The sequence below is a fragment of the Streptomyces violaceusniger Tu 4113 genome (assembly GCF_000147815.2).
Lineage (GTDB): Bacteria > Actinomycetota > Actinomycetes > Streptomycetales > Streptomycetaceae > Streptomyces > Streptomyces violaceusniger_A.
In genome coordinates this window covers 6,683,775-6,695,790 of the sequence record NC_015957.1, presented here as the reverse complement: position 1 = coordinate 6,695,790, position 12,016 = coordinate 6,683,775, and the positions used below count along the sequence as shown (strand labels likewise).

The window sequence follows — 12,016 nt, the reverse complement described above, 5'->3', positions numbered from 1 at the left end:
CCCCTAAACATCCCCCTCATTCCCCCTGACCACGGCGGCGGCAGCGGCTGACAGGCGGGAATGAGGGGTCTTCGGCCGCTCCGGCCGCCCGATGGCGTGCGGCGGCCGTGCCGTCCCGTCCGGCGGACTTACGGTGGATCGGGCGCACGATCTCGGTGTAGGGCGACCCGCTCGCACCGGCACGGGAACCGGCGCTGTACATGGCCGGTGCGGCGAGACCGGCCGCGACCGAGGGAAGCACGCATGCCGGATCTGGACTTGCGTATCGGCACGTTCCGGTACGACACGACCCAGGCGCTGTTCGACGGGACCGCCGAGATTCCCGGGGTCTCGAATGTGGAGATGGCGACGGGGGCGACGCTGCCGGAGGTGTTCCGGCTCCTCCTCGACGGCGAGGTGGATATCGCGGAGTTCGGCATGACCTTCTATCTGCGCGCGCTGGAGCGCGAGGCCGACGTCATCGCTCTCCCGGTGTTCCCCAACCGGGTGTTCAGGCATTCGTGCGTCTTCGTGAACCGGGACAGTGGCATCAGCGGCCCGGCCGATCTGGTGGGCAGGACAATCGGCGAGTTCGGTGTCTACGGTCAGGACTCGGGGGTGTGGGCCAAGGGCATCCTGATGGACGAATACGGCTTCCGCCCCGAGGAGAACCGCTGGGTCATCGGCGGTCTCGACACACCTGCGCCACCGTTCGACTTCGTCCCGCAGGTGTGGCCGGACGGCATCGACATCAGCGCGGCACCGGAGGGCAGGGCGCTGGGCCCGATGCTCGACTCGGGGGAGCTCGACGTCCTGTTCACCGCGAATGTGCCGCAGACCGTACTCGATGGATCGCCCCACATCACACGGCTGTTCCCGGACTTCGAAACCCGCGAGCGGGACTACTACCGGCGCACCGGGATCTTCCCGATGATGCACACCGTCGTCGTCAGGCGGGACCTGCTCACGCGGCATCCCGGGGTGGCCCGCGCCGTCTACGAGGGCTTCCTGGCGGCGAAGGAGGCAGGAGCCCGGCGGTACCGGCAGGGACGGCGACTGTACGAGGCGACGTTCATGGTGCCCTGGCTGAACGCGCTGTACGAGGAGAACGCGGAGCTGATGACCGAGGACTGGTGGCCCTACGGCGTGGCCGCCAACCGCGTGGCCCTCGACACACTGCTGCGCTACCACCACGAACAGGGCCTGACCGCACACCGCTGGACGATTGAAGAGATCTTCACCCCCGACCTGCTGGAGACATGACCGGCCGGGGTCGGCTCACCCCTGGCCGTTGCCCAACTGCCCTCCATGAGTCCCCCGGTGCGCACCCGGGAGCACCTACTCTCCCTACTCCATGGGCGGCCCCTACGACGGGGATTTCCGCCGGGGCCCGGACGGCTGGCTCCTGGTCCGCCAACGGCTCGGCGTCTGGTGGACCGACGGCGAGGACACTCTGAGGGCCTTCGCGTAGACGTCCTCCTTGTCACCCGGCTCAGCGCACACTCGCGAGGTCGCCGGTGAGCGCGGCCGGCAGGGTGTCGCCGCAGGCGGCGGAGGTGTCCGTAGCCCAGCAGACATAGCCGTCGGGACGGATGAGCAGGGCGGCGGCGCCCATATCGTCGGCGCATGTGGCGCGGACGAGGTCGACTCGTGGCGGGAGCGGGAGGTCGGCCGGGACGGCTCCGGCCAGGTCGAGCAGGACGGCGTGCCCGGAGCCGAACAGCGTCGACAGCCGGGTGGTGCCCGTTTCGGTCACCAGGTCGGCGTCCGGCATGCGCTGTCCGGTGAGCGGGTGATCCCCGGGCAGGTCGTAGCGCAGCGAGAGGCCGGACATCAGCCCCGCGAGATGGCGGTTGGTGTCGGGCAGGCGCAGCAGGTCGGTGAAGATGTCGCGCAGGGCGGCCACGTCCTCGCTCGGGTTCGGAATCGCCAGGACGCGCTGCGCCGACGTGTGATGCAGGACCTGTGCCGCGACCGGATGCCGTTCGGCGTGGTAACTGTCCAGCAAGCCGCTCGGCGCCCGGTCCTGGAGGACCGCGGCCAGTTTCCACCCGAGGTTCAGCGCGTCCTGTACGCCGAGGTTGAGGCCCTGGGCGCCCAGTGGGGGGTGGATATGCGCGGCGTCCCCGGCGAACAGGACACGGCCCGTGCGATAGTGCTCCAGTTGTCGCGTGGCGTCGGAGAACCGCGAGGAGTTGTCCACGGCGCCGAGGGTGGTCTCAGGGCCGTACACGGCCTCCAGCGCGGTCGCGATCTCCTCGTGGGTGACGGAGGTGTCGCGGGCGGTGTCCGCCTGGTCCATGTGCCCGAAGGTGAACCGGTACCGGTCGCCGCCGAGCGGGACCAGCATGGACCAGTAGCCGCGCGCATGGCGGGTCAGGGTGCTCATCAGTCCCATCTGCCGCGGCACCAGCGAGGAAACGGCGGACAGACGGATATCGGCCAGCACCGCCGGATGCGTTCCGGCCCTGCCGGGAAACGGCAGCCCGAGCAGTTTGCGCACCGTACTGTGGCCGCCGTCGCACGCCACCAGGTAGTGAGCCCGCGCCCGCAGGCCGTCCGCCGTGACGACCACACCGGCGTCGTCCTGTGCGACCCCTGAGACGGCGGTGCCGCGCAGCACCCGCGCGCCGGCGGCGGTCGCCCGCTCTTCGAGCACCTCCTCGATCTCCCACTGAGGGACCCCGATCGGGAAGGGGTGCTCGGTCCGCCACGGGGCGCAGTCCAAGGGCACGGGCAGGGCCCCGAAACTGCCGCCCACCGGATCGCGCGCAATGGCCCGCCGCAGCAGCGGCTCCAGCAGGCCGCGGGACTCCAGCAGCTCGGCGGTGCGGGGCTGAATCGAGCCGCCCTTCACCTGCTCGATCCGCTGGGGCAGCTTCTCCAGCACCAGGGTCTCGACCCCGGCCAGCGCCAGTTCGTAGGCCAGCATCAGTCCGGTCGGGCCCGCGCCCGCGACAACGACCTCGGTCGTGTTCTCCGTCAACACCGTCAACTCCATCTCATCTCACCGCTCCCGCTCAGCTCACTCGGAGTAAATATATACCAAGTGCAGAAATTCACCAGGGGCAGTTTTCTGTTAGGGTGGACCTCGTGGACGGCAAGCCAGGGCTACGGGAGCGAAAGAAGCAGCGGACCCACGCGGCGATCTCCGACGCGGCGATCACGCTGTTTCTCGAACACGGCTTCAACCAGGTCTCGGTGGCCCAGGTGGCCGAGGCGGCCGAGGTGTCCAAGCGGACCCTCTTCGCCTACTTCCCGACGAAGGAAGACCTCGTGGTGCACCGCCTGGCCGACCACGAGACCGAATCCGCACGCGTCGTACGGGCCCGCCCGCCCGGCACCGCCCCGCTGACCGCACTGCGCGAGCACTTCCTCAAGGGGCTGCGCGACCGGGATCCGATCACCGGGCTCAACGACCATCCCGCGGCGCGCAGGCTCCACCGCATGATCCTCGACGCGCCCTCGCTGGTAGCCCGGATGGCACGGTTCAAGACCGGCGCCGAGCACGCACTGACCGAGGCACTGCGGGAAACGGCGGACACTCCGGAAGTCACCGCGCGGCTCGCCGCCGTCCAAATCGTCGCGGTCCACTGGGCGTTGGCGCAGGACAACGCCGAGCGCCTGGCGTACGGGGAGCCGGCCGACGAGCGCTACGCGGGTGCGGTGGCCGACACGGAACACGCCTTCGCCCTGCTGGAGAACGGACTGCGGCACCTGCCCCCGCAACAGTGAACCTGCCCCCGCAGCAGTGACTCTCCAGGCCCCGGGCGCTGAGGGCGAGTCAGACGCCGCGTGTGCCGACGGTGCTGTATGCGGCGCGCCACGCGGCGGGGGGCACGCCGGTCTGGCGCCGGAAGAACGTGGTGAAGTTGCCGACGTCCCGGAAGCCGAGGCGTCGGGCGCAGCCGCTCACCGGCAGGTCGGTGTGGGCGAGGAGCCGTTTCGCCTCCAGCAGGATGCGCTGGTCGAGGAAGGTCTTGGCGCCCGTGCCAGTGGCGGCACGCGTTGTCCGGGTGAGGGTGCGTACGTCGTAGCCCAATGCCCGCGCGTAGTCGGCCACATGGTGCCAGTCGGTGAAGCGCTCTTCGACAGCGGCCCGATAGGCACGGAACACTTCGGCAGGTCGGCTGCCGGGGCTTGCCGCGCCGGCTGAGGGCGGTGTGTCGGGGAGCGCGCGCAGGATCAGCGCCGCCAGCAGGTGGGACAGCAGGGCGGGGGATGCCAGGCGTGGTGTGTGCACTGCCGTGCTGTGCTCGTGGCCGAGATGTTCGGCCGCGAGCAGGGCGAGGGACAGACGCTGCTGGTCCAGGTGCCAGCACGCCGGCGCCGTGGCCTCCGACGCTGTGAAGCCGGAAAGGAAACCGGGCCGGAAGAGGATCAGCGGGCCGTCACAGGCGTCGATATCGCTCCAGCGGTGCACCATGCCCGGCCGGATCCACACGGCGCTGCCTTCCCCCAGCCGGTAGTTGTGGAAGTCCGCTTCATGGCTGCCGGTTCCGGAGCCGACCAGAGCGAACACATGGAAGTCGGGGCGTTGCGGCTGGGTACGACGGCGCTGGGTGTCCATCGAACGCAGCGCCGCGAAATCGAGGACCTCCACCCCGTACGCCGATCCCACGGCAGGCAGGTAGCGCAGTTGCCGCACCGCACTGTGTCCGTTTTCCACAATGAACGTGTTCCTTTCCGCCAAGGAGTGGACACCTCCTCGCCTACGGTCGACTCCGAGCCTGATCGGCAGGTCAGGTTACTGGTTCAGAGCTGCGGCAGGACGACGGAGTCGCCTTCCGTGGCCGACAGGAAAGGCGCGAAGATGATGGAAATGACAATGAGAGTTCCCGTGGCGGGCGGGTCGCTCGATGTGCGAGTCGGGGGCGATGCCGGTCCGGCGCTGGTGTTCGCCCACTACTGGGGCGGCTCCGCCGACACCTGGAACGGTGTGATCGGCCACCTGCCGCCCGGGCAGGCTACGGTCCGCTTCGACCAGCGCGGCTGGGGCACCTCGCGGGCGCTGCCCGGCCCTTATCACCTCGACCAGCTCGCCGAAGATCTCGTCCGTGTGATCGAGGCGCGCGTGTCGGGGCCGTTCGTCCTCGTCGGCCACTCGATGGGCGGCAAGGCGAGCCAGCTCGTCGCGGCCCGCCGACCGGCCGGCCTGGCCGGTCTGGTGCTCGTCGCGCCCGCGCCGCCCCAGCCGCCGGCCATGCTGACCGAGGAGTACCGGCAGGGCCTGTCACACGCCTACGACTCGGCCGAGACGGTGGCGCACGCACTCGACCATGTCCTGACCGCCACACCGCTGCCCGAGACGGTGCGGGCCACCGCGGAGCGCGACAGCCTCGCCTCCGGTACCGAGGCCCGGCAGGAGTGGCCCCTGCACGGCATCGCGCGGGACATCACCGATGCCGCACGGCGTATCGAGGTCCGGGTGACGGTGCTGGCCGCGGAGAACGACGTGGTCGAGCCGCCGCACATCCTGCGCGAACACCTCCTGCCTCACATCCCGCACGCGACCCTGACGACCGTCCCGGACGCCGGCCACCTGCTCCCCGCGGAAGCCCCCGGCGCCGTCGCGCGAGCCCTCGGCGACTTCCTCACGGCCATTCAGCGCTGACCGGGGCCCGAGTGGGCCGTGGAAGCCGGGCCGCTCGATGTTCTTCGGTGATGTTCTTCGCCGCCCAGCCCGTCCGCCGCACCGCGCCCGGCCCGCCCGGGCGCGGTGCCTATTGTGGAGCGATCTTGTGAGACTCGGACGCGTTCGTGAACCTCACCTGCCTCCGGCTCGTCATCCAGGGTCGGAGCACCCGGATGTCTTCGCAACGGAGCGCAGGCACCGCGTGTCCAACTGCCCCACGAACGAATGGACAAGCCCACCATGGGTCGACACCGACGAATAACCCAGCCTTCCCGTAGCACCCTGGCGACAAAAGCGGCGCTGGCCGCCGGGGTGCTCGTGCCGACGATCGCCTCGGTGGGGTCGGCTCACGCGGCCACCCCGCAGGCGGCGATCTGCACCTCGGACCGGCCGGAACTCGCCGACAAGCTCTCCGAGGACATCAACTCGGCACTGGACGGCTCCGCCGCCACCACGGCGATCAGCCTCCACGACCGCACCACGAACACCACCTGCACTCTGGATGCGGACCGGCACTTCGACTCCGCGAGCACGGTCAAGGTGACCGTGCTCAGCACCCTGCTGTGGGACGCGCAGAAGGACGATCGCGCCCTGACGCAGGAGGAGAAGGATCACGCCACCGCCATGATCACGGAGTCCGACAACGACGCCACCACCGCGCTGTGGAAGCAGCTCGGGGCCGACAAGATCAACGGGTTCCTGCAGGCCGCGGGAATGGCCAACACCACCCTCGACAGCGAGGGTCACTGGGGGCTCACCCAGATCACCGCGAACGACGAGGAAAAGCTCCTCCAACTGGTGACCCACACCAACCCGGTGCTCAGCGATGACTCCCGTGCCTACATCCTGAAGCTGACGGGCGAGGTCATCCCCTCGCAGCGCTGGGGCACCCCGGCCGGCGCGCCGAGCGACGCCCAGGTGCATGTGAAGAACGGCTGGCTGGAGCGGGCCACGAACGGCTGGCGGGTGCACAGCCTCGGCGCCTTCACCGGCGGCGACCACGACTACACGATCACGGTGCTCTCGCAGGACAACGCCACGATGGACGATGGCATCGCCAACATCGAGGGCATTGCCCGCGCGGTCCACGAGAACCTCAACGCGCCCGCGTCCAGCGCTCGGTCGTAAGCAGCTTCGTTCGGGTCATCGTCACTAGCCGGACCCGCCTCGAAGGTCGTCCGATTCACCGGCCGGGGCCCCTTTTTACGGGTCCCGGCCGCGTGCTGGTGAGGGACTCCGAACTCCCCACTCGTCGACCACCTCGCGCACACCCGCGGGCCTGTCCGATGCTGTACGTCGGCACACCCGCACCCAGGGACGCGTTGTGGAGGTCACGCATGCAGCTGCGCCAACTGGAGTACCTGGTCGCCCTCGCCCGCGAGCGCCACTTCGTCCGCGCGGCGGCCGCCTGCTATGTCTCCCAGCCGTCGCTGTCCGCCGCCATCCGCCGCCTTGAACACGAACTGGGTGTACCGATCGTGCGCAGGGGACGACGGTACGAGGGGCTCACCCCGGAGGGCGAGGTGGTGCTGGCGTGGGCACACCGCATCCTCGCCGAACGGGACGGGCTGCGGCAGGAACTCTCTGCGCTGGGCGACGGCCTGACCGGGACGCTCCGCCTGGGAGTGATCCCTACCGCGATGCCCGCCGCCTCCCTCCTCACCAGCCCCTTCTGCGAGAGCCACCCGAGGGCCCGGGCGAGCATCGAGTCACTGTCCTCGGTCGACATCACGCATGGGCTGGCCGAGTTCGAACTGGACGCGGCGATGACCTACCTCGACGACGACTCCCTGGGCGGCCTGCGCCGGCTCCCGCTGTACGAGGAGCGGTACGTCCTCCTCACACCCGTCGACGGCTTGCTCGCCACCGCGGCCACGGCCCGCTGGGCGCAGGCGGCCGACCTTCCCCTGTGCCTGCTCGGCCCGCGGATGCGCAACCGCCGCATCATGGACGAGTGCTTCGCCGCCGACGGCGCCACCGTCACGCCCGCCATCGAGTCGGACAGCGTCGCCGGGCTGTACGCCCACCTGCCCGGCGGCCGCTGGTCCAGCGTGATCTCGCATGCGTGGCTGCACCTGTTCGGCGTACCGGAGGGCATGCGGGTGGTGCCCCTGGAGGGGCCCGTACACGGGCCGCGAGTCGGGCTGGTCACCGGCCCCGACGACCCGCCCTCCGTCCTCGCCGGGGCGCTGCTGACGGTGGCCCGGGAGGCCGACGTACGGCAGGCGCTGGACGAGCGCCTGCACACCTACCTCAACGGACACGAGCGATAGCCGCCGACTATACGAGCATAGCGAGATTCGCTTTGACCAGGGCGTTCGGCCACGAGGATCGTGAACCGCACCTGCCCACACCGCAGTTGAGGAGCCGCGACATGGCCAAGGTGCTCTGCGTCCTGTACGACGACCCCACCGACGGAAACCCCACCACGTACGCTCGCGACGACCTTCCGACGATCGACCACTACCCCGGGGGCCAGACCACCCCGACCCCCGAAGCCGTCGACTTCGCACCGGGCCGGTTGCTCGGCAGCGTCTCCGGCGAACTCGGCCTGCGCGGCTTCCTGGAGAAGGCCGGGCACACCCTCGTCGTCACCTCCGACAAGGACGGCGACGGCTCTGTGTTCGACCGCGAGCTGCCCGATGCGGACGTCGTCATCTCGCAGCCGTTCTGGCCGGCGTACCTGACGCCCGAGCGCATCGCCGTCGCCGAGAACCTGAAGCTCGCGATCACCGCGGGAATCGGCTCCGACCACGTCGACCTCGACGCGGCGATCGCGCACGGGGTGACGGTCGCCGAGGTGACGTACTCCAACAGCATCAGCGTCGCCGAGCACGTGGTGATGATGACCCTGTCCCTGGTGCGGAACTACCTGCCCTCCCACCAGGTGGTCCTGGACGGCGGGTGGAACATCGCGGACTGCGTGGCCCGTTCGTACGACCTGGAAGGCATGCACGTCGGCACGGTCGCCGCCGGCCGCATCGGGCTGGCCGTACTGCGCCGCCTCGCCCCCTTCGACGTCAGGTTGCACTACACCGACCGGCGGCGGCTGCCCCGGGAGATCGAGGAGGAGCTGGGCCTGACCTTTCACAAGAGCGCGGCCGACATGGCACCGCACTGCGACGTCGTCACCATCAACGCGCCGCTGCACCCCGAGACGGAGGGCCTGTTCGGGGACGAACTGCTCGCCACGATGAAGCGCGGCGCCTACCTGATCAACACGGCCCGGGCCCGCATCGTGGACCGGGACGCCGTCGACCGTGCCCTGCGCAGCGGCCAACTGGCGGGCTACGCGGGCGACGTCTGGTACCCGCAGCCGGCCCCCGCCGACCACCCCTGGCGCACCATGCCGCACCATGGCATGACCCCGCACATCTCCGGCTCCACCCTGTCCGCGCAGGCCCGTTACGCGGCCGGCACCCGCGAGATCCTGGAGTCCTGGCTCGCGGGACGGCCCATCCGCGACGAATACCTGATCGTCGACGGGGGAGCACTCGCCGGAACCGGCGCGCACTCCTACTCCGTGACCAAGTAAAGGAGGGGCCACTGTCCGCAGGTGCCTGAGGCTGGAGCGGACGTTCCGCCATCTGCTTGGATGTCCCCTGGACGGAGCGATTCAGGAGGTGGCGGACACGTGGTGTCCACGGAGAGTGTTCTCACGTTCGCGGCGATGTCGCTCTTGGTGATCGTGATCCCGGGGCCGAGTGTGCTGTTCGTGGTCGGCAGGGCCCTCGCACACGGCCGCCGCACGGCGCTCGCGACGGTCCTCGGCAATGTGATCGGCTGCTACGCCCTGGTGATCGCCGTCGCGTGGGGCCTCGGCGCGCTGGTGGAGAGCTCGGTGGCGCTGTTCATGGGCGTGAAGCTGGCAGGAGCGGCGTATCTCGTCTACCTGGGTGTGCAGGCGTTCCGGCACCGCAGGGAGATGCGGGCGGCGAACATGGACGCTCCGGCCCATGAGCGGCGTGGTGATCTGCGTTCGATTCTGGACGGCATTTTGGTGGGCGTCACCAACCCGAAGGGCATCGTCTTCTTCGCGGCGGTGCTACCGCAGTTCGTCGACCACTCGGTGGGTCATGTTCCCGTTCAGATGATGGTGCTGGGCCTGGTCCCGATCACCATTGGCCTGGTCACGGACACCCTGTGGGGTCTGGGCGCCTCGGCGGCCCGCTCCTGGTTCGCCCGCTCGGACCGCCGCCTCTCGATGATCGGCGGGGCGGGCGGCCTCGCGATGATCGGCCTGGGCCTGACGGTGGCGGCGACCGGCCGCGCCGACTGAGGACCGCCCAATTCGGTTGCCGGGAAACGATCTGGCAGCCTAGCGTCGGGCCCATGGCAGACGACGAACCCACGCGCGCGGAACGGCTGCTGGATGCCCAGGCGAAGGCCGTACGGCTCTTCGCGGAGATCGAGGGGCGCGGGCTGGTGGCGCCGGGCGAGGGGGAGCGGGCGGTCAGCGACCGGATCCGGGACCTGGCGAACGAGATGTTCGGGACGACCCGGCACTGGCACAAGCGGATCGTGCGCTCGGGGCCGAACACGCTCCTGCCGTACCGGGAGAATCCGCCGGACCGTGTGATCGGCACGGACGACATCGTGTTCGCCGACCTCGGGCCGATCTTCGAAGAGTACGAGGCCGACTTCGGCCGGACCTTCGTCCTCGGCGAGGACCCGGTCAAGCGGCGGCTGCGGGACGATCTGCCCAAGGTCTTCGACGCGGGCAAGCGGTTCTTCGAGAGCGACCCGGAGATCACCGGGCAGCGGTTGCACGCCGAGGTGGAGCGGCTGGCCGCCGAGGCCGGCTGGGAGCTGGGCGGCTGGCACGCCGGCCACCTGGTCGGGGAGTTCCCGCACGAGACGATCGACGGCGCGCGCGTGGAGTCGTACATCACGCCCGACAACGACACCCCGCTGCGGCGCACCGACAAGGCCGGACGACGCTGCCACTGGATCCTGGAGATCCACCTCGTCGACCGGGAACGGGAGTTCGGCGGCTTCTACGAGGAACTGCTCACCCTGGGCTGAGTCGGGCGGCGGGGCAGCAGTGTCACCGCGAGGGCCGGTACGGCGGCGAGGACGAGCCAGGGGGCGGCGGGCGGGAGGCCCAGGTCGAGCAGGGAGCCGGTGGCCGAGCTGCCGATGAGGACGATCAGGCCGGAGACGGAGGACAGCGCGCCGGTGTAGAGGCCGAGCCGCCCGCTCTCGGCGAGGTCGGGCACCCAGGCGCGGGCGGCCGGGACGACCAGCATCTGGCCGAGGGTGAGCAGCACGACGTAGCCCGCGGCGGGCAGCAGTCCGACCGTGCCCGTCCAGGCGGCGGGGCGCGCGGCGGCCACGACCGCGAAACCGGCGGCGATGAGGAGCAGCCCGATGGTCATCGAGCGGCGCAGATCGAGCCGGTTGCCCGCCCAGTGGGTGACCGGGAGCTGGGCGAAGACGACCAGCAGCGAGGACAGGGCGAACAGCCACGACAGCGGCACCTGGGAGCCCGCCGCCCGCTCCACTTCGGCCGGCAGGGCCAGGTAGAGCTGGTTGTAGGCGAGCAGATAGGTGCCGTATGCGCAGCACAGGGCGAGGAATCGCCGGTTGCGCACCATCGCGCGGACGCCACCCCGCTCCCGGTTACGGACCCGGCCGGGGATGTGCTGCGGCATCAGCCAGGCGTGCCCGGCGAGGACGAAGACGAAGACCCCGGCTCCGGCGAGGCACGCGGCGCGGAAGTCCACGCCGAGCAGCAGTCCGCCGAGGAGCGGGCCGACGAAGGTACCGGCCTGGCCGGAGACGGTGAACAGGGCCAGGACCCGGGTGCGCGAACCGCGGCCTTCCTCCTCCCAGGCCACCGCCTGCCGGGCCACTTCGGATTCCACCGCGGGGGAGAACAGCGCGGCGGCGAAGCCGATCAGCAGCACCGCGCCGATCACCGCCCAGGTCCGCTCCGCGTACCCGAGCCAGACGAAGCCCGCGATCCGCGCGACACAGCCGGTCAGGACCACCGGGCGCACGCCGTAACGGTCCACCAGCCAGCCGCCGACCACGAACAGGCCCTGCTGGCTGAAGGTCCTGAGACCGAGGACGAATCCGACCATCCATCCCGCCATGCCGATCGCGGTGCCCAGGTGCTCGGCGAGGAAGGGCAGGACCGCGAAGAAGCCGATATTGAAGGCGAGTTGGGTCAGGATCAGCAGCCGCAGAAGCGGAGACAGGTGCTTCCAGATGCGCTCGCGCGGGGACTTCGCGGTCGGCGTGCCCCGAGTGGCTCGGGCGGTCAGGGCGCGGCGGATCAGGTCCGTCATGGGGTGTCGTCCGGGAGGGAGCCAAGACCGGTGCGCATCTCATGCATCAGCACATCGTATGCAAGAAGCATTGAGCACTTGCCGTGGCTCTTCGATGGACGGACCCGCG

11 protein-coding genes are annotated in these 12,016 nt (G+C 70.2%); 8 read left to right on the top strand and 3 right to left on the bottom strand.

Features of this window, described 5'->3' with window-relative positions; all coding sequences use genetic code 11:
• Positions 1–243: 243 nt before the first annotated feature.
• The gene (locus tag STRVI_RS27280; protein WP_014058860.1) at positions 244–1,242 is read left to right on the top strand and encodes a PhnD/SsuA/transferrin family substrate-binding protein; all 999 of its coding nucleotides are present in this window, start codon (positions 244–246) and stop codon (positions 1,240–1,242) included.
• A 229-nt stretch (positions 1,243–1,471) separates the two neighbouring features.
• Here STRVI_RS27280 and STRVI_RS27270 read toward each other — a convergent pair whose 3' ends face one another.
• Positions 1,472–2,980 (bottom strand): FAD-dependent monooxygenase, encoded by a 1,509-nt coding sequence (locus STRVI_RS27270; protein WP_014058859.1) that lies wholly within the window; start codon positions 2,978–2,980, stop codon positions 1,472–1,474.
• A gap of 92 nt (positions 2,981–3,072) precedes the next feature.
• On the opposite strand from STRVI_RS27270, the gene STRVI_RS27265 reads away from it, so the two are divergent.
• On the top strand, positions 3,073–3,714 hold the full coding sequence (locus tag STRVI_RS27265) for a TetR/AcrR family transcriptional regulator (protein WP_014058858.1): 642 nt from the start codon (positions 3,073–3,075) through the stop codon (positions 3,712–3,714).
• Between the two features lie 49 nt (positions 3,715–3,763).
• Here STRVI_RS27265 and STRVI_RS27260 read toward each other — a convergent pair whose 3' ends face one another.
• Positions 3,764–4,648: a helix-turn-helix domain-containing protein gene (locus STRVI_RS27260; RefSeq protein ID WP_050993762.1), complete on the bottom strand. Its 885-nt coding sequence runs from the start codon at positions 4,646–4,648 to the stop codon at positions 3,764–3,766.
• 159 nt (positions 4,649–4,807) lie between these two features.
• Here STRVI_RS27260 and STRVI_RS27255 point away from each other — a divergent pair, with 159 nt between their 5' ends.
• From STRVI_RS27255 to STRVI_RS27230, 6 genes are all read left to right on the top strand, one after another.
• Entirely contained in the window at positions 4,808–5,593 is a 786-nt protein-coding gene (locus STRVI_RS27255) for an alpha/beta fold hydrolase (protein WP_208949172.1), read from the top strand.
• Between the two features lie 261 nt (positions 5,594–5,854).
• The gene (locus STRVI_RS27250) at positions 5,855–6,742 is read left to right on the top strand and encodes a serine hydrolase (RefSeq protein WP_014058855.1); all 888 of its coding nucleotides are present in this window, start codon (positions 5,855–5,857) and stop codon (positions 6,740–6,742) included.
• A 209-nt stretch (positions 6,743–6,951) separates the two neighbouring features.
• Positions 6,952–7,887, top strand: a complete 936-nt coding sequence (locus STRVI_RS27245) for a LysR family transcriptional regulator (protein WP_014058854.1) — start codon at positions 6,952–6,954, stop codon at positions 7,885–7,887.
• Positions 7,888–7,988: 101 nt separating this feature from the next.
• The gene (locus tag STRVI_RS27240) at positions 7,989–9,149 is read left to right on the top strand and encodes an NAD-dependent formate dehydrogenase (RefSeq protein ID WP_014058853.1); all 1,161 of its coding nucleotides are present in this window, start codon (positions 7,989–7,991) and stop codon (positions 9,147–9,149) included.
• Between the two features lie 99 nt (positions 9,150–9,248).
• On the top strand, positions 9,249–9,893 hold the full coding sequence (locus STRVI_RS27235) for a LysE family translocator (protein ID WP_014058852.1): 645 nt from the start codon (positions 9,249–9,251) through the stop codon (positions 9,891–9,893).
• Positions 9,894–9,946: 53 nt separating this feature from the next.
• On the top strand, positions 9,947–10,639 hold the full coding sequence (locus STRVI_RS27230) for a M24 family metallopeptidase (RefSeq protein ID WP_014058851.1): 693 nt from the start codon (positions 9,947–9,949) through the stop codon (positions 10,637–10,639).
• On the opposite strand, the gene STRVI_RS27225 is transcribed toward STRVI_RS27230, so the two are convergent.
• The gene (locus tag STRVI_RS27225; RefSeq protein WP_014058850.1) at positions 10,612–11,907 is read right to left on the bottom strand and encodes an MDR family MFS transporter; all 1,296 of its coding nucleotides are present in this window, start codon (positions 11,905–11,907) and stop codon (positions 10,612–10,614) included. The two genes, STRVI_RS27230 and STRVI_RS27225, sit on opposite strands and share 28 nt — an antisense overlap.
• Between the last annotated feature and the right edge of the window lie 109 nt (positions 11,908–12,016).

Excerpts from the sequence above, each read along its gene's own strand:
- STRVI_RS27250 (WP_014058855.1), top strand. The coding sequence starts at position 5,855 with ATGGGTCGACACCGACGAATAACCCAGCCTTCCCGTAGCACCCTGGCG.
- STRVI_RS27225 (WP_014058850.1), bottom strand. The coding sequence starts at position 11,907 with ATGACGGACCTGATCCGCCGCGCCCTGACCGCCCGAGCCACTCGGGGC.
- STRVI_RS27230 (WP_014058851.1), top strand. The coding sequence starts at position 9,947 with ATGGCAGACGACGAACCCACGCGCGCGGAACGGCTGCTGGATGCCCAG.
- STRVI_RS27245 (WP_014058854.1), top strand. The coding sequence starts at position 6,952 with ATGCAGCTGCGCCAACTGGAGTACCTGGTCGCCCTCGCCCGCGAGCGC.
- STRVI_RS27270 (WP_014058859.1), bottom strand. The coding sequence starts at position 2,980 with ATGGAGTTGACGGTGTTGACGGAGAACACGACCGAGGTCGTTGTCGCG.
- STRVI_RS27255 (WP_208949172.1), top strand. The coding sequence starts at position 4,808 with ATGAGAGTTCCCGTGGCGGGCGGGTCGCTCGATGTGCGAGTCGGGGGC.
- STRVI_RS27280 (WP_014058860.1), top strand. The coding sequence starts at position 244 with ATGCCGGATCTGGACTTGCGTATCGGCACGTTCCGGTACGACACGACC.
- STRVI_RS27240 (WP_014058853.1), top strand. The coding sequence starts at position 7,989 with ATGGCCAAGGTGCTCTGCGTCCTGTACGACGACCCCACCGACGGAAAC.